The 16,596-nt window shown below is 61.5% G+C and carries 18 protein-coding genes and 1 riboswitch; of the genes, 10 read left to right on the forward strand and 8 right to left on the reverse strand.

Annotated features, from left to right (window positions below; genetic code table 11):
- Positions 1 to 13: 13 nt before the first annotated feature.
- Complete coding sequence (locus AB7933_RS23140; RefSeq protein ID WP_024076526.1) at positions 14 to 1,075, reverse strand: M4 family metallopeptidase; 1,062 nt, start codon at positions 1,073 to 1,075, stop codon at positions 14 to 16.
- 132 nt (positions 1,076 to 1,207) lie between these two features.
- On the opposite strand from AB7933_RS23140, the gene AB7933_RS23145 reads away from it, so the two are divergent.
- The 4 genes from AB7933_RS23145 to AB7933_RS23160 all read left to right on the forward strand — a co-directional run bounded on the left by AB7933_RS23145 (position 1,208) and on the right by AB7933_RS23160 (position 5,301).
- Entirely contained in the window at positions 1,208 to 2,137 is a 930-nt protein-coding gene (locus AB7933_RS23145) for a DNA/RNA non-specific endonuclease (protein ID WP_024076527.1), read from the forward strand.
- An 82-nt stretch (positions 2,138 to 2,219) separates the two neighbouring features.
- Positions 2,220 to 2,414, forward strand: a riboswitch (cobalamin riboswitch).
- Between the two features lie 114 nt (positions 2,415 to 2,528).
- A complete protein-coding gene (locus AB7933_RS23150) occupies positions 2,529 to 3,539 on the forward strand; it encodes an ABC transporter substrate-binding protein (RefSeq protein WP_024076528.1) in 1,011 nt (336 codons plus the stop codon).
- Positions 3,536 to 4,540: a FecCD family ABC transporter permease gene (locus tag AB7933_RS23155; protein ID WP_024076529.1), complete on the forward strand. Its 1,005-nt coding sequence runs from the start codon at positions 3,536 to 3,538 to the stop codon at positions 4,538 to 4,540. Before AB7933_RS23150 ends, AB7933_RS23155 begins: the two co-directional genes overlap by 4 nt.
- Positions 4,537 to 5,301, forward strand: a complete 765-nt coding sequence (locus tag AB7933_RS23160; protein ID WP_024076530.1) for an ABC transporter ATP-binding protein — start codon at positions 4,537 to 4,539, stop codon at positions 5,299 to 5,301. Before AB7933_RS23155 ends, AB7933_RS23160 begins: the two co-directional genes overlap by 4 nt.
- A gap of 381 nt (positions 5,302 to 5,682) precedes the next feature.
- Here AB7933_RS23160 and AB7933_RS23165 read toward each other — a convergent pair whose 3' ends face one another.
- Together AB7933_RS23165 and tspO are read right to left on the reverse strand one after the other, a co-directional pair.
- Positions 5,683 to 6,609, reverse strand: coding sequence for an alpha/beta hydrolase fold domain-containing protein (locus tag AB7933_RS23165; protein WP_024076531.1), 927 nt, complete (start codon positions 6,607 to 6,609; stop codon positions 5,683 to 5,685).
- Complete coding sequence (tspO, locus tag AB7933_RS23170) at positions 6,609 to 7,049, reverse strand: tryptophan-rich sensory protein TspO (RefSeq protein ID WP_024076532.1); 441 nt, start codon at positions 7,047 to 7,049, stop codon at positions 6,609 to 6,611. Before tspO ends, AB7933_RS23165 begins: the two co-directional genes overlap by 1 nt.
- A gap of 197 nt (positions 7,050 to 7,246) precedes the next feature.
- Between tspO and chrA the strand changes: the two genes are divergently transcribed.
- The gene (gene chrA / locus AB7933_RS23175) at positions 7,247 to 8,455 is read left to right on the forward strand and encodes a chromate efflux transporter (protein ID WP_024076533.1); all 1,209 of its coding nucleotides are present in this window, start codon (positions 7,247 to 7,249) and stop codon (positions 8,453 to 8,455) included.
- A 39-nt stretch (positions 8,456 to 8,494) separates the two neighbouring features.
- Here the strand turns inward: chrA and AB7933_RS23180 are convergent, their stop codons facing one another.
- Positions 8,495 to 8,728 carry a hypothetical protein gene (locus AB7933_RS23180; protein ID WP_024076534.1) on the reverse strand — a complete coding sequence of 78 codons (234 nt, stop codon included), beginning with the start codon at positions 8,726 to 8,728 and terminating at the stop codon, positions 8,495 to 8,497.
- Between the two features lie 228 nt (positions 8,729 to 8,956).
- On the opposite strand from AB7933_RS23180, the gene AB7933_RS23185 reads away from it, so the two are divergent.
- The 4 genes from AB7933_RS23185 to AB7933_RS23200 all read left to right on the forward strand — a co-directional run bounded on the left by AB7933_RS23185 (position 8,957) and on the right by AB7933_RS23200 (position 11,032).
- Positions 8,957 to 9,175 (forward strand): hypothetical protein, encoded by a 219-nt coding sequence (locus tag AB7933_RS23185; RefSeq protein WP_041160983.1) that lies wholly within the window; start codon positions 8,957 to 8,959, stop codon positions 9,173 to 9,175.
- A 133-nt stretch (positions 9,176 to 9,308) separates the two neighbouring features.
- Positions 9,309 to 9,626, forward strand: a complete 318-nt coding sequence (locus AB7933_RS23190) for a hypothetical protein (protein ID WP_024076535.1) — start codon at positions 9,309 to 9,311, stop codon at positions 9,624 to 9,626.
- 116 nt (positions 9,627 to 9,742) lie between these two features.
- A complete protein-coding gene (locus tag AB7933_RS23195; RefSeq protein ID WP_024076536.1) occupies positions 9,743 to 10,150 on the forward strand; it encodes a hypothetical protein in 408 nt (135 codons plus the stop codon).
- 501 nt (positions 10,151 to 10,651) lie between these two features.
- A complete protein-coding gene (locus AB7933_RS23200) occupies positions 10,652 to 11,032 on the forward strand; it encodes a cupin domain-containing protein (protein ID WP_024076537.1) in 381 nt (126 codons plus the stop codon).
- Between the two features lie 159 nt (positions 11,033 to 11,191).
- On the opposite strand, the gene AB7933_RS23205 is transcribed toward AB7933_RS23200, so the two are convergent.
- Complete coding sequence (locus AB7933_RS23205; RefSeq protein ID WP_024076538.1) at positions 11,192 to 11,923, reverse strand: BPL-N domain-containing protein; 732 nt, start codon at positions 11,921 to 11,923, stop codon at positions 11,192 to 11,194.
- A gap of 386 nt (positions 11,924 to 12,309) precedes the next feature.
- On the opposite strand from AB7933_RS23205, the gene AB7933_RS23210 reads away from it, so the two are divergent.
- Positions 12,310 to 12,936: a glutathione S-transferase family protein gene (locus AB7933_RS23210; RefSeq protein ID WP_024076540.1), complete on the forward strand. Its 627-nt coding sequence runs from the start codon at positions 12,310 to 12,312 to the stop codon at positions 12,934 to 12,936.
- Between the two features lie 250 nt (positions 12,937 to 13,186).
- Here AB7933_RS23210 and AB7933_RS23215 read toward each other — a convergent pair whose 3' ends face one another.
- The 3 genes from AB7933_RS23215 to AB7933_RS23225 form a co-directional block, all read right to left on the reverse strand.
- On the reverse strand, positions 13,187 to 15,244 hold the full coding sequence (locus AB7933_RS23215) for a methyl-accepting chemotaxis protein (RefSeq protein ID WP_024076542.1): 2,058 nt from the start codon (positions 15,242 to 15,244) through the stop codon (positions 13,187 to 13,189).
- Positions 15,245 to 15,480: 236 nt separating this feature from the next.
- A complete protein-coding gene (locus AB7933_RS23220) occupies positions 15,481 to 15,789 on the reverse strand; it encodes a DUF3144 domain-containing protein (RefSeq protein ID WP_024076543.1) in 309 nt (102 codons plus the stop codon).
- A 33-nt stretch (positions 15,790 to 15,822) separates the two neighbouring features.
- The gene (locus tag AB7933_RS23225) at positions 15,823 to 16,518 is read right to left on the reverse strand and encodes a tRNA (adenine(22)-N(1))-methyltransferase (RefSeq protein ID WP_024076544.1); all 696 of its coding nucleotides are present in this window, start codon (positions 16,516 to 16,518) and stop codon (positions 15,823 to 15,825) included.
- Positions 16,519 to 16,596: the final 78 nt, after the last annotated feature.

Consider the following 16,596-nt stretch of genomic DNA (forward strand, 5'->3'; position numbering starts at 1 on the left):
CACAGGCGGTTTGTCACACATGAATGCCAACCGCTTTCCAGCCCTCCTTGACCGCCTTCTGCTCATCCTTGTTCGCGCCATACAGTCGACCGGCGATATCGTAGGTAATCCGCGCGAAGCGCAGGAACCCTGAGTTCGGCCGCAAGCGCGCATCGCGCAATGCGTCATACCAGATCCGCCCCGCACGTTCCCAGGCAAACCCACCCAGCTTCGTGGCCACCTGATAGAACGCATGGTTGGGAATGCCAGAATTGATATGCACCCCGCCATTGTCCTCGTAAGTCTGTACGAAATCATCCATATGCCCCGGTTGTGGGTCCTTGCCCAGCAACTTGTCGTCAAAGGCAGTACCGGGTGCTTTCATCGAGCGCAGCGCAATGCCTTTGATCTTGTCGGTAAACAACCCTTTGCCGATCAACCAATCGGCATCTTGCGCCTTCTGCTGCAACGAGTACTGTTTGATCAGCGAGCCAAACACATCCGACAACGACTCGTTCAAGGCGCCGGATTGATTGAAATACATCAGCTTGGCTTCATCCTCGGTCACGCCGTGGGCCAATTCATGGCCAATCACATCAAGCGCGATCGTGAACCGGTTGAATAATTGCTGATCGCCATCACCAAACACCATCTGGGTCGAGTTCCAGAACGCATTGTTGTAGTTCTGGCCAAAATGCACGGTCGCGTCCAGCGCCATACCGGCATCGTCGATGGAGTTGCGGTCGAAGACCTGGTCAAAAAAATCGAACGTGGCGCCCAAACCGTCATAAGCTTCGTCTACCGCCGCATCGCCGCTGGCGGGCTGCCCTTCGCCGCGGATCAGCTTGCCTGGCAGGCTATCCGTGCCCTCGGCGCCGTAGATCGAACGCCGTTTGCCGGCGCCCATGGCCAAGGCCATACGGGCCGGGCCATGAGCGGGCTCGGCGACCATGCGCAACGAGCGGAACGTGCTGTCCTTGGCGCGGGTACGTAGCGCGACGTCCCGTTGCGTTTTATTACCGTTACGCGCGATCTGGTCGAGGATGTAAGGCGGGATCAGGCAGAAAATCGCCTGGCGCGGGTGGCGAACACACATGGGCTGGCTCCTTTTGGCGGGTAATGAACGTCCGGGTCACCGGTTCAGGATAGCCCTGCTGCGGGCACCTGGCCCTAATTGTCATGAACCTGTGTTGCAGTCGTGTTTACCCAAGACTGCGAGGAACTCGCGATGCCAGCACGCAAAGCCAAAATTGACCTGACCCACCGCCCCCGGCTCGTCGATCTACGCCCGTTGATCCCGGCCACCCCCAGCCTGATGGAAGCCAGGGCGGCGACGCCCCGTGTGACGCCCGCCAAGGATTTGCAGGACCGGCGTGGCTACGCACCCGACTTTCTCAGCGGCTTCGCCGTGCCGTGGCCCACGGTGGATGAGGCATTGGCAACTGACGTCCAGCCGCTGCGCCTGGACTACACGCATTTCTCGGTGACCCTGTCACGTTCCCGACGGATGGCGCTCTATGTGGGCGTGAATATCGACGGCGGACAGGCGGTGGATATCGTTCGCAGCAACGACACCTGGGCCTACGACGGCCGCCTGCCCATCAGCGCGCAGATTGGCGACGAGCTCTACACCAACAACGGCCTGGATCGCGGCCACCTGGTGCGACGACAGGATCCCAACTGGGGCGACGAGGCCAACACCGCCAACCTCGATACGTTCCATTTCACCAATTGCTCGCCGCAGATGAGCGGGTTCAACCAGAAGACCTGGCTGGAGCTCGAAGACTACATTCTCGACAACACACAACGCTGGAAGGCCCGGGCCACGGTGTTTACCGGCCCGGTGTTGGCCGATGACGACCGTGTCTACCGCGGCGTGAAAATCCCCAAGGCATTCTGGAAAGTGGTGGCCTACCTCGGCGACGACGGCAAGCCCTCTGCCAGCGCCTACATGATCGACCAGAGCCGTGAACTCGGTCAGCTTGATCTGGTATTTGGCCAACTGCGGACCTACCGGCGCAGTGTGATCCAGATCGAGCAATTGACCGGCATCCGTTTCGCCAACCTGGCCGACTACGACGGTTTCAGCAATGAAGAGCGCGCAACGGGGACGCGAATTGAAGCACTGATCCGCGGCCCTGAAGATATACGCCTCTGACCGGCTACCGCGGCTTTATGTGGGCGCGAGCCTGCACGCGCCTACAGAAAGCCGCCATTCGGTTCCCCCTCCCCAGCCCAATCGACTACCATACCGCGCCGGTTCCCAAACGGGACTAATAGGGAATCCGAAGCGCGGTACCCCCGCGTCAATCGGAACTGCCCCCGCAACTGTAGATGCCGAGCCTGCTCCTCAACGCCACTGGATACCCTCCGGGAAGGCTGGAGCCGGGTGACGACGCATCAGTCAGGAGACCTGCCGGCCCAGTAAAACCACTAACCGGCGGGGTGTCCGGGAAGGACATCCTTGGCTGCCTCCACCGCAGCGTCCGAGGGCGTATTTCCGAACCGTACCTCCCCAGTTCCACGTACGGCTCCCAGGAGATTGCCCCATGCTGCCACGCGTTACCGCCCTGCTCACCGGCCTGGGCTTCTGTGCCCTGGCCCAGGCGACGCCCACCCACTACCCGCTGACGCTGGAGAACTGCGGCAGCACTCTGACCTTTCAGCAAGCGCCCGCCCGCAGCGTAACCATTGGCCAGGCGGCGACCGAGATGCTCTACGCCCTGGGTGTGGGCAACACAGTGGTCGGCACGGCGTTGTGGTTCAACAACGTGTTGCCGCAGTTCAAGGCACAGAACGACACCATCGAGCGCCTGGCCAACAATGAGCCAAGCTTCGAAGCGGTCATTGCCAAGCGCCCGCAACTGGTGGCCGCCGAGTTGGAATGGGTGGTTGGCCCACAAGGCGTGGTCGGCACCCGCGAGCAGTTTCATGAATTGAAGATCCCCACCTACCTGCTGCCGTCCGACTGCGAAGGCAAGAACAACCTGGTGGGCGCCGACGGCACACGCCTGGAGCCGTTCCGCATCGACACCATTTATAAAAGCATCAGCCAACTGGCCGAGATTTTCGACGTGCCGGACCGCGGCCAGCAACTGAACGAGGCGCTCAAGGCGCGCCTGGCCAAGTCCGTCGCCACCGCCCGCAACAAGGGCCTCAAGCAGGCCAGTGCGCTGGTGTGGTTCTCCAGCGCCGAAATGGCCAGCGATCCCTATGTGGCCGGCCACAAGGGTGTCCCCGAATTCATGCTGCAAACCCTCGGCTTGCACAACGTGGTGCAGTCCGATGAAGAGTGGCCCGCCGTCGGCTGGGAAACCCTCGCCAAAGCCAACCCCACCTTCCTGGTGATCGCGCGCATGGACCGCCGCCGCTACCCGGCCGACAACTACGAACAGAAACTGGCCTTCCTGCGCAGCGACCCGGTGACACGCAACATGGACGCGGTGAAACACAACCGCATCATCATCCTCGACGCCATGGCCCTACAGGCCAGCGTGCGTACTTTCGATGGGCTCGACCAACTGGCGAGCGCCATCGACAGCTACGACCTGCCCAAATGAGCAGAACGCTTCTCGCCCTGGCGCTGCTGTTGATCGCCATACTGGCCGGCGTAGCCATCGGCGAAACCGCCATCGAGCCGCAGGTAGTGCTCCAGGTGTTGGCTAATAAACTGTGGGCCGCCGGCTACGCGCTGGACCCTATCGACGAAGGCGTGGTGTGGAACTATCGCCTCACTCGCACGCTGGTCGCCGCCGCCTGCGGTGCGGGGCTGGCCACATGCGGGGTGATTCTGCAGTCGTTGTTGCGCAACCCCTTGGCCGATCCCTACCTGCTTGGCATCAGCGCCGGTGCCTCGACCGGCGCGGTGCTGGTGGTGCTGATGGGGGTCGGCGGTGGCTTGATCTCGCTGTCCGCCGGCGCCTTTGCCGGGGCGATGGCGGCGTTTGCGCTGGTGATTTTGCTCGCCCGGGCCAGCGGGTCGTCGAGCGGCACCGGCCAGATCATCCTGGCAGGCATCGCCGGTTCGCAGCTGTTCAACGCGCTGACCGCGTTCCTGATCACCAAGTCCGCCAGCTCCGAACAGGCGCGCGGCATCCTGTTCTGGTTGCTGGGTAATCTCAGCGGCGTGCGTTGGTCGTCGGTGTGGCTGGCGGTACCGGTGGCCGTCGCGGGGTTGGCGGTGTGCCTGTGGCACCGCCGCGCACTGGATGCATTCACCTTCGGCAGCGACTCGGCGGCGTCCCTCGGCATCCCGGTGCGCCGCGTGCAATTTGTGCTGGTGGGCTGCGCGGCGTTGGTCACCGCGGTGATGGTGTCGATTGTCGGCTCCATTGGTTTTGTCGGCCTGGTCATCCCTCACGCCGCACGCCTGTTGCTCGGTACCGGGCACTCACGCCTGCTGCCGGCCAGCGCCTTGGGAGGCGCATTGTTTTTGATTACAGCCGATGTGCTGTCACGCACCTTGATCAAGGGCCAGGTCATTCCGGTGGGCGTGGTCACCGCACTCGTCGGCGCGCCGGTATTTGCGCTGATCCTGATCGGCCGGAGGAATGCGCGATGACGGTGCTGAGCTGCACGGCCCTGGGCTTCAAGGTGCGAGAGGCCCAGTTGCTGCGCGATATTCACCTGCAAGTCCAGTCGGGGGAAACCTTGGGTATCGTCGGGCCGAACGGCTCCGGCAAATCGACCCTGCTCAAACTGCTCGCCGGCTTGCGCGCACCGGCCAGCGGCGAGGTGCACCTGGGTGGTGAGCGTTTGGGCGCGCTGTCCCGCCGCGCCATCGCACAACGCCTGGCGGTGGTGGAACAACAGGCCGACACCGACGATGCCATCCGCGTATTCGACGCCGTGGCACTGGGCCGCACACCGTGGTTGTCGGCGCTGAGCCCGTGGTCCAGCGAAGACGATCGCATCGTGCGCCAGGCCCTGCACGACGTCGACGCCACCCACCTGAGCCAACGCGCCTGGCGCAGCCTCTCCGGCGGTGAGCGCCAACGCGTGCACATCGCCCGCGCCCTCGCGCAACGGCCACAGATCCTGTTGCTGGATGAGCCGACCAATCACCTGGACATCCAGCATCAACTGACGATCTTGAAAGGCGTGCAGGCATTACCCGTCACCACCTTGATCGCCCTGCACGACCTCAACCAGGCACTGACCTGTGACCGCCTGGCCGTGCTGGATCATGGGCGATTGGTGGCACTGGGCAAACCGCTGGAGGTGCTGACGCCGCAACGCTTGCAGGAAACCTTCGGCGTGCAGGCGCATTACCTGACAGACCCGTTCGACGGCGTGCAGATACTGCGGTTGCGCTCGAACTGAGATTTAACAACGCGGCCCAACAGTGTCATCGGGGGCGAGCCCTAATGCCAGTCAGTCAAGGAGGAAAACGGTAACTCTGGAGAGCGGGCTAATTGTGGAAAGCGGGCTTGTTGTGGCGAGCGGGCTTGTTGTGGCGAGCGGGCTTGCCCCGCGTTGGGGCGCAAAGCGGCCCCAAAACCTGACGATTTAATAGGCCTGTATAAACGCGGTGGCCTTACTGGGGCTGCTTTGCAGCCCAACGCGGGGCAAGCCCGCTCGCCACAACAAGCCCGCTTCGTTTTCCTCCTTGACTGACTGGCATTGGGGCAAGGCCCGTCATACGAAAGCCCATGATGGGTACCTCTTGAAGCAAGGGCCCATCAGGCAAGAACCGCGGCAGGTTTACGGTGCTACAGCGATCCGGCGCGCGACCCACGCCCGACTATAGGCCAGTACGTTCTCGGTGATCGCCAACGGAAAATGGATAAACCCATGGGCCGCCTCCGGCAGCAGATGGGCTTCCACCGTCCCCCAGCGCTCAGCAATGAGCAGGGTGTCATCCTTGAGCGGGTCCAATGCCCCCACAAACATCAACGCCGGCGGCAACCCGCTGAAGTCGCCATACAACGGCGACAACGGTGGCTGTCGCCGCTGCTCATCGCTCAACCCTGGGGTCAGCCTGCGCAACGCATCCACCATGCCAGGCCCATCCAGCAACAACGTCTGCGGGCCCGCCGCGCGTACGCTGGGAGTGCCGGCCAAATCATAGACGCCGTAATACAACACCGCACCGCTCACGCGCTGGAGCAAATCCGGCCACTGCTTCAATGCCAGCAACGTCGCCGCCGCCAAGTGCGCACCGGCCGATTCCCCCACGACAATCACCGGCAACCCGGCAAATTCGGCGCAGTCACCCAACAGCCAGCGCGCGGCGCTCAAACAATCCTCCATCAGCCCTTCTATCGGTGTATCGACCGCCAGCCGATAATCCACCGACACCACCGCCACCTCGCACGCGTTCACCAGGCCCAGGTTGAGGTCATCATCCATCTGCGCATTGCCGATCACCCAACCGCCGCCGTGGATATCCAGCACCACGCCCTTGGGCTTGCCGCTCGGCCGCAAGATACGCACGGGGACTGCACCCACGAATTGAGTCTCGGCCAGCGGCGCCCGCTTGAACGTTTGACTGACCCGCAACAACGCCTGAATCAAACGCGGTGTCACGCGATTGCGGATTTTGAAGCGCGGCAGCCAAGTGAGCTTTTGGTTGAAGCGGCGCATTTGAGCCAGTTCAGGCGCACTGGCGGGCCAGGGTTTATGGGCCATCAGCGGTTATTGCGCAAAATCGAGAAATTCAACGCCGCCGCCACGCACAGCCACGCCAGGTACGGGAACAGGATCAGCCCGGTAATCAGGTCCAGGCGCACGGCCAAGACCACCATTGCGGCGACGGTGAGCCACAACAACACGATGATCAGCATACCGGCGAGCAACTGATGCGCACCGAAAAATACCGGTGTCCACAGCGTGTTCAACGCAATCTGCGCCGCCCACAATGCCAGCACCGGCTGGCTGTCGGGGATCAGGCTCAAGCGGTAACCGGCCCAGGCCAACAGCAGGTAGATAATGCTCCAGGCCACCGGGAACAGCCAGTTGGGCGGGGTGAAGTCGGGCTTGACCAGGGATTCGTACCAGGCACCGGGCTTGAAAATGACACCGGTGCTGGCGGCAGCGGCGCAAGCCAGGAGGAATATAAAGAAGGTCATCGTCTGTCCTTGGCTGAGTTCAGTGGCGTGCAACGGGGAAGTCTTTCTGCATGCATCTTCAATGGCTCCAGCACGCGCGCAAAAATTCCATCCGGCGTGGCGATTTGCGCGAGCGGGCGCCTCTTCTGTGCGTCATCAAAATTCGCTAAGGTGCCTCGATACCCTAGCCTATTTTGCCCTTATCGAGACCCTGCACCTTGGCCCACTCCCCCACTGATCGCCCCACCCGCATCTGGGGAGTGTTCCTGATCTTCCTGCGCCTGGGCCTGACCTCCTTCGGCGGTCCCGTCGCGCACCTGGGCTATTTCAGGCACGAATTCGTGACCCGGCGCGGCTGGCTGAGCGAGCGCAGCTATGGGGATTTGGTCGCGCTGTGCCAGTTCCTGCCCGGCCCGGCCAGCAGCCAGGTGGGCATCGCGCTCGGCCTGTCGCGGGCCGGCTACGGCGGAGCGCTGGCGGCGTGGCTGGGGTTTACGCTGCCGTCCGCCGTCGTGCTGATCCTGTTTGCCCTGGGCATTGCCCAGCACAGCACGGCCATCCCGCCCGGCGCGCTGCACGGCCTCAAGGTGGTGGCTGTCGCGGTGGTCGCCCAAGCCGTATGGGGCATGGCGCGCAACCTGTGTACCGACGCACCGCGCATCACCCTGATGCTGCTCGCCGCCTGCGTGGCCCTGCTGCAAAGCTCTGCGTGGGGCCAGGTCGGGGTGATCAGCGCAGCGGCGGTGGCTGGCCTGCTGCTGTTCAAGCCCACACCGCCCGCCGCGCACGATGCGTTGCCCGTGACCATCAGCCGTCGTGCAGGGGCAATGTGGTTATCGCTGTTTGTGCTGGTGCTGGCCGGTCTGCCGATCCTGGCCCACTGGCTCCCCAACCCAGGCCTGGCGTTAACCGACGCCTTCTACCGCACCGGCGCGCTGGTATTTGGCGGCGGCCACGTGGTGCTGCCCCTGCTGCAAGCCGAAGTCGTGCCCACCGGCTGGGTCAGCAACGACGTGTTCCTGGCCGGCTACGGTGCCGCCCAAGCCATGCCCGGCCCTTTGTTCACCTTCGCGGCTTTCCTCGGGGCCTCCATGACCCAAGCCCCGACCGGCTGGCTCGGCGGCCTGCTCTGCCTGCTGGCGATCTTCGCACCGTCGTTTTTGCTGGTGATGGGCGCACTGCCCTTCTGGGAAAGCCTGCGCCGCAGCCCTCGCACCCAGGCCGCGCTGGCAGGCGTGAACGCCGCGGTGGTCGGCCTGTTGCTGGCGGCGTTGTATCAGCCGGTGTGGACCAGCGCGATCTTTACCGCCCAGGACTTCGGCCTGGCGCTGATTGGCGTGGTGGCGTTGATGGTGTGGAAGCTGCCACCGTGGCTGGTGGTGGTAGGAAGCGGCGCGGCGGGATGGTTATTGAGTCTTACGGTGTGAGGCTCGCAGCCCACGCGCATCGCCCTGCCGAGTGAATCCCTAGCCCTTCAACTCGCCCAACCGATGACTCGCCGCGTCATCATAAGCCACGTACAACGACTCGGCGATTTGGCTTTTGATGGCTTTGGTGGACTCCAGACCCAGCACAAAACCTTCCGCCTTGCCGCCGGCACGGTTGAGCTCTTCGTGAGTGGCCGCGCCCGTGATGGCGTCGAGAAGCTTGGCGGCGTGAGGGCCTACACCTTTGGGCAGGGAGATTTGGTCGATGGTCATTACGGTACCTTCAAGGATGGAGATCGGTAGCGCGTGGAACCACTGCCGGGGTGGCATGGTAGACCGGTTAGCGGAGAAAGGGGTTGCTTTCGGCCAGACGCTCGACGGTTTCAAATTGGATCTGCTTTGTTTGACACATCAAAGCGCTTGACTGAAGGGCATTGGGTTGCGCCAGACGCCCGGACTTTGTAGGCTCCGGACAGACCTCCCACACCGTTGAGGCCCACATTGGAAAGCGTGATAAGACTGCAAATCGAGAAAGCGACCTACGATGAATTCCTGACGCTTTGGCAGCAAGGTGCTTTCGACCATCAGCGGCTGGGCCAGGCTTTCTATAACCATTTCCGTCTGCATCGTCTCAGCGATCAGGGCTTGCTGCATGAGCTTTACGCAGCTGACGGCAGCAAAGCCCTGAATGCAATTGCTGGCATTTTTCAGATCAATTAACTCGCACCACTGCGGCTCTCCGTCCGGCTGTATTAACGCGGCCTAGAACAAAAATCGCGCACCGGACGAAAAAAAATAATGGCCCATAGCCACTACCCGGTGATATTCTAGTATTTTGCATGGAGTGCATATAATGAAGAAACACCTCGCCCTATCTATTATCTTGTCCACTATCAGCGGATTAGTCGCTGCAGAGCCCGCCAAAACGTTGTTGGTCCCTGACTCTCAAAATAGGGATTTTGGTATTATTTGTCGAATCAACGACAAAACAACTTATTACATAAAAAAAGACAGCAACAACAACGACTACCAAATTGCTAGAAACATCTATCTCACTGACATTAGTTCGGGGCGGGTAGCGATCAGTTTAATGCATGGTTTCGTCAGCGCGAACAAAAGCAGCACCTACATCACCGCAACCAATGAATCCTGCAACACTTTCAGCCAGTAATCAAAACCACATAGTACCCATCAATCTATACCCCGCCATAACGCGACACCTCTAGTTCGCTGAAAATGCCGGAATCCAATGATGCCGGTCCACGCCCCGACAACTATGAGCAGATCATGAGCAAGCCAATAAGATACATAAAACTGATCGCCCCCCGAGAACTCGAAAAGACAGCAAAACTTTTTGATTTCTTTTTAAATCTTTGTGCGCAAGAAGGTGACGGCCTAGTTATCCACCCTCAAGTCGGGCATGCCAGGCGAGATGACTTTGGCGAAGGTGTAGGGGATAAAATTGCAATGTCCCTTACTAACGGAACACTCAACCATAAAGGGCACGGTATCAAACTGTGCGCAGCGCACACCATTAGCAGACACCCGGTATCCCAAGTCTATTTCGCTTGGTGGCCTTTAAATGTTGACCTGGAAAAAATAGAGAAAAAATCTTGGAAATTTGGCGTAATTGCCTGCCGAGACGAGTCGGACATTAGCTTCATGAGCCATAAATTTGACTTTAAATATATCTAGCGCATACACACCAACGATATATTCCATAAAAACGGAGTTTTAATTGTTCGAATCGGGGGCAGACCATATTCGTAAGAGCCTGAGTTCTGCCCCCGACGTTGAGACTTCTTAATCCCCCTGGCATCACCGCACAATCAACCGCAACAACTCCGCTGCCCATCCAACCGCATTTCGCTGATATCCCTCATGCCACTGCTGCGGCTAATCCTCGGGCCGCCCTTGCGTTTCCGTCTCCGCCAACGTTAACCCTTCAACAATACGTTGCCACGTGTCGTCATTCGGCACCAGGACGGTGTCCCCCCAGGGAAACTCGGCCTGCACAACAAAACTATTGCAGCCTAACTGCCTGGCATAGGTACGCTGGCTATAGCCCGCTGGATTCAGGCCCAGTCCGTGAGCGTTTGCGCATCGTCGATCAACTATTTCAACATGCAGGATCGTACAAGCCAGCTAACCACCCCCTCGATATCCTGACACCTCTCAACTACCCGAGTATCGGTCATGGCCCAGTCACAGCACCCAACACAACCTGTAAACCTCACGCAAAAAGCGTCGCTCATCAACGAGCAATGGAGCCCGAGGGTCGTCGCCGAGATGAACGACTACCAGTTCAAGGTGGTGCGTATCGAAGGAGAATTCATCTGGCACTCGCACCCGGAAACCGACGAGGCGTTTCTTGTGCTTGAAGGGACGCTGCGTATCGACCTTCCGGAAGGCCCCGTGTACGTGGCGCCGGGTGAACTGTATGTGGTCCCCCGTGGCGTCGAGCATCGGACGGCCGCCGAAGGTGAAGCCAAGCTGATGATGATCGAACCGCGCGGCATTCTGAACACTGGCCATGAAGGCGGAGAGCGCACTGCCACGAATGATCTGTGGATCTGAACGGCTGGGGCTCGTCGCCCCGCTTTTGAACTTGGCGCCGAGGGCGAGGATAGCGAGTACGGCCAACGGGTGAGGCGGTGCAAGCCGCCTGATGCACCGGTAAAAACCACTGCGCCCACCAATAGACGGCGTCGGTCGTGATGGGTTAATCAGCCTCCCCTACTCTTCAACACTGTGTATCAACGCCGCAAACAGCTCGCCACGCGGCCTCTTGTTCCACGGGATATCGGCACTTTCAAACCACGCCTGCCCGGCTTCCGGATGGGGGCCGCTCAGTACCACCACGCCTTTTTCATAGGCATAACGCGCCGCGGCGACGTCGCCGTTATGGTAGGTCGCAAGGGTTTTATAGCGTGTGGTCGTGCGGGGTGTGGGGAAGTAAGGGCCATCCTGATAGAAGGCGTGGTCCGGCTTGCCCGCCCAGGTGACGCGAACCGCCGCGTCGTCGAGGGTGGTCACTTCAAAGCCTGGGCGGCCGACTTCGCTGTCGAGGGCCTGCGGGATCAGGCCGAAGTTGTTTTCGTCCGCCAGGTAGGCGCCCATGCACAAGCCCAGGTAACGACCACCCTGGGCGACATAATTGCGAATGGCCTCGACGCGAGCATCGCCCAGGCTGTCGAGGGCGGCGGGAATGTCCTGGCCGCCGCCGGGTTGCACATAGAGATCGTAGCGGGCGAGGGTTTGCGCGGTGATGTCGATCGGTTCGTCGGCGCCGACGAAGTCGATCTGGTAAGTCGGGTCGAGACGCAGCAGTGCCCTTTTCACGCTTTCCGAACAGTCCTCGCAGCCCGCCGGGCCGCGGTAGATCGCCACATGGGTGAGGGGTGTGGCGGCGTGCGCCGACACTGTGGCAAACGCCAGTAACGCGGCGGCGATAGCGTACGACTTCATGGCAGTGGGCTCTTGGCAGGGAGGGCATGGGTGATCCAGCGCACAGCCTAAATCGAATGGGCTGTTGAATCCGTTAACAGTTGTAAACACCCCAGGTGCCTTGGGTACCCTGCAGGCCGGCTCGAAAGGCGGCATGCAATGGATCTGAAATTCAGTCACGTCTATATATTGGTCGAGCATCTCGAGATAGGGTTGTTGTGGCGAGCGGTGGGCGCATTATCGGGTTGCCCAAACGCTTCGGGCACTTCTCCATCGAGATTCTGGAGGAGAAGGGGCTGAAAGCCTTTATCGACGCAGCGTTTGCCGACGAACCGGTCAATTAGGGCACTCCTTCGCAGCAGCGCAGTCTCTACCTGAACACCCACTTTTGCCCAGCGGAGCCTCACATGATCATTGTCCACCACCTCAACAACTCGCGCTCGCAGCGCATTCTATGGCTGCTCGAAGAGCTCGGCCTGCCCTACGAGATCAAGCGCTACCAGCGCGACCCGAAAACCAATCTTGCGCCACCGGAGCTCAAGGCCATTCATCCACTGGGCAAATCCCCGGTGATTGAAGACGGCTCCCGCGTGGTGATCGAGTCCGCTGCGATTATCGACTACCTGATCCGCCGCCATGGCGAAGGCCGCCTGCAGCCAGACCCGGCGACCGCCACCTATGACAAGTACGTGCAGTGGCTGCACTTCGCCGAAGGTTCGGCCATGTTGCCGTTGATGCTCAACCTGTACGTCGGGCGCCTGGGGGAAGCCGGTGCGCCGTTGCATCCGCGTATCGAGTCCGAGGTGGCCAATTACCTGGGTTATCTGAACGACGCCCTGGGCAACTCTCCATATCTGGTGGGTGACACGTTGAGCGGCGCGGATATCCAGATGAGCTTTATCGGCGAGATTGCCAAGGCCCAGGGCAAGTTGCAGGCCTACCCGAACCTGGCCGCCTGGGTGCAGCGGTTCCAGGCGCGCCCCGCGTATCGCCAGGCGTTGGAACAGGGCGGAGCGTATGCGTTTGCGAAGTGAGGACGCTGTTGTGGCGAGCGGGCTTGCCCCGCGTTGGGCTGCGCAGCAGCCCCAAAACCAGGCACCGCGGTGTGTCAGTTAAAAACACATCGCCTGTAAAGGGGCTGCTTCGCAGCCCAACGCGGGGCAAGCCCGCTCGCCACAACAACAACAACAACAACAACAACAACAACAACAACAACAACAACCTCGCTCGCCACAACGGCCCACTCCACAACAGCTAGCTCGCCACAGCAAACGCGGTGAGCGTTCAGCTCAGGCGAAAACGCGCGGTGTTGTCGCTCAGGGCACGGCTGCCCTTACTCAGCGTATCCGCCGCCTGATTCACCGCCCGCGCGCCGTCGAGCAAGCGCCCTGCCGCCTGGTCGACCTGTTGGATATTGCCGCTCACTTCATCCGCCGTGGTGGCTTGTTCTTCCACCGCCGCCGCAATCTGCGCCAGGGTGTCGGTGACGTTCTGCACAGCCCCGGCGATCTCGCCCAGCCGCGTGCCCAGCCCGGTAACGGACTCGGCATCGGTCAGCGCCTGTTCGCAGGCGGCGCCCATCAGCGTGACGGCCTGGCTGACCGTGGCGCGCAGGCTGTCCACCGTGCTGGCGATCTGCGCGGTGGAGGCCTGGGTGCGTTGTGACAGGCTGCGCACTTCATCGGCCACCACGGCAAAGCCCCTGCCCTGCTCGCCGGCGCGAGCGGCTTCGATGGCGGCGTTGAGCGCCAGCAGGTTGGTTTGTTCGGCGATGCCGCGAATGGTGTCGACCACCGATTGAATCTGCTGGCCCTGCTGGCTCACTTGCTCCAGGGCGTTGGCCGTGTCGGTCAGGCGCTGGTTGAGCTGCTGGATGCTCGCCGTGGTGCGCAGGCTGTCGCGGCTGCTGTCTTCGGCGATGCGCCGGGTCTGCTGGGCGCTGCCGGAGGCTTGCTCACAGCTCTTGGCGACGCCCATGGAGGTGGCGGCCAACTGCGTGGCGGCGGCGGCGATCTGGCTGATCTGGTGTTGCTGGTCTTCGACGTCGCCGAGGGTGCTGCTCGATTGCGTATTGAGGGTGAGCACGGCAGAACCGAGCTGCTGGGTCTCGTGGTTGACCCCGAGCAGGCTGGTGCGCAACTGCACCACCGCCACGTTGAGCGCGGTGCTGATGACCGCCAGTTCGTCGCGCCCTTCCACCGCCACTTCCACGCACAGGTTGCCGTCACGCAGGGACTCGGCCAAGGTGGTGATACCGCTGGCACTGCGGCGGATCGAGGCTTGCAGGCACATGAACAGGTACAGCGCCGCCAAGGCCAGCAGGCTGAACGTCGCCACTACAGGGATGAACTGCTGAAGGGAACGGTCGTGGTAATAGCTCAGGCGCGCTTCCAGTGAGCCCAGCGACTGGTTGCGCAGCGCGCCCAGGCTACCGAGCATGGCGTCGACACTGCGCTCGAAACCGGCGGGATCGAGCTTGATGCTGCCGCCGAACACGCCATCGTCAAGCACTTTGAGCTCGCTATCCAGCAATTGCAGGCTGTTGTCGTACTGGGCGATCCAGGGTTCCAGGCCAGGGTATTGCTTGGCCTTGAGCGACGCCGTCGCCTTGACCAGTTGCTCCCGCGCATCACCGATGCGGCTGCGCAGGTCACGCATCTGCAAACGGCTTTGCAAGGTGAACTGCCCCGAGGCGACGGACGACTGACCCACACTGGCCATGCGCCCGATACGCTCGATCAGGTCTGGCGTTTGCTGGGTGGAAACCTGCATCAGCAGGTAAGTTTCCAGCCAGGGATCGAGGATCAGGCCGGTGTCGAGGGCGATCTGCTCGCGCAGGGTTTGCAGGGCGGTCAGGGCCGAGGTGAAGCGGTCGTAACCGTCCGGCCACCAGCCCACCGTGCGCAGGGATTGCACGTCCATGCCCTTGACCGTTGCCTGCAACGCCTCGAAGCGGGCCAGGGTGTCAGCGCTGACGCCCCGAGCCTTGAGCGCATCGCCCAGGGCTTGCAGGCTTTGCAGGATCAGCGGGTTATTGGCATCCACCTTGTCCATCGCCACCTTGGCCGCAGGCGTCGGTTCACGCAGCAGGTCCAGGGCTTTCCAGCGCGACGCCAGGTTGCGCTGGGCGGTCAATTGGCCATCCAGCGAATCCAGGGCCAGCAGTTGGTGAACGCCGGACGTTTCGCTGGAAATCACCGCTAATTTATCGCGATAGTCCAACCCGATCAGCCACAGGCTCCCGGCCAGGGGCAGCATGAACAGAATGAATAGAATCTGGAACTTGCGCGCAAAACCAAAACGTCCGAGCAGGCGGATACCGGGTAATAAAAGACTGTGCATGGCCGACCACTCCCCAAAACAACCCACGTGGTACAACGCAGGGCGAAACCATGAAATGACTAACGGCAAAATGCCATGTCATTGATTGGGAAGGCTCAAGCAAGATACGGGCCGTCGGCATGGGGCCCGCAGATAGGCAGGGTGCGGCTGAATAACGGGCGCGGCGCGCACGAAAATGGGGCAAAAGCACTCAGGTACGCTGGGCAAACTGTAACCGCTCTTTACGCCCCTTTCGCTTATTCGCCGGCGGGCGACGCATTTACCTGCATGTACTGGCTGAAATTGTTGATGTGGTCATCCAGATTGTCCTCAAGCATCAGCCGGTATTGCTCGGTGAAATACTTCAACAGCGCTTCGCGTGCGTCGGCCATCTCCGCCCCGGACTTGAAACTGCGCGCGCTGGCCCAGGCATTGAAACGCGTGGTCCCGAAGGTCATCGAGGCGCTGACCTGGCCGATGTTTTCAAGGGTCTTGAGTTGCTCGTTCGACAGCTCGATATGGGCGTCGGCGCGGTCGTAGAAGGCTGAGTCGGTGGCGTCTGCCATGGTGGGCTTCCTTGATGAATCGTTGAATTGAGTTCAAGCCAGCAACGCGGTAATCCACTGCACCTGCTGGACCAGTTCCTGCACCTTGGCCTGCGGCACCGCCTGCCGCGCTTGCTGGAAACTGGCCAGGGTCTTGTGTTTCTGGCGCAGCAGGCGTTGCCATTTGGCCAGGAACACCGGGCTGCGCGCCTGCATCAGCAGCGGGCCGAAGTACAACGCCTCGGCACTGTACACCACTGGTTCGGCACGTTCGGCGACGATGATTTCGTAGTAGAAACGGTTTTCCTGCAACAGCTCCTCGACCAGGATGCGGTAGCCATTGTCCATCAGCCAGTGGCGCAGCGATTGCTCGCCGCCGTTGGGTTGCAGGATCAGACGCTCCTGGCCGTTGAGGTACGCCGTGCCGCTGGCGAGGATGTCACGGATCGTCTCGCCGCCCATGCCGCACAGGCTGACGGCGGTGATCGCATCTGCCGGCGTGACGGCCGCCAAGCCATCGGCCAGGCGCACGCTGACTTGCTGCTCCAGGCCATTGTCGCGCACGGTCCGTTCCGCCGCGTGGAAGGGCGTCGCCGCCACCTCCCCCGCCACCGCTGCTGCGATCACACCGCGACGCATCAACGCCACCGGCAGGTACGCGTGGTCCGAGCCGATATCCGCCAACCGCGCCCCAGGCGGCACATGCGCCGCCACGCGTTCCAGGCGGGTGGAGAGTGTGTGTTCGTTCAACTGAGGTTCCTTCTTCACCGCGAATGTCAGTGCGAGCGGCGCATCATGCTGGGTGAAGAAGATGAGGTAAAGGCTGGC

It is taken from the genome of Pseudomonas gorinensis, assembly GCF_042015035.1.
Taxonomy (GTDB): domain Bacteria; phylum Pseudomonadota; class Gammaproteobacteria; order Pseudomonadales; family Pseudomonadaceae; genus Aquipseudomonas; species Aquipseudomonas gorinensis.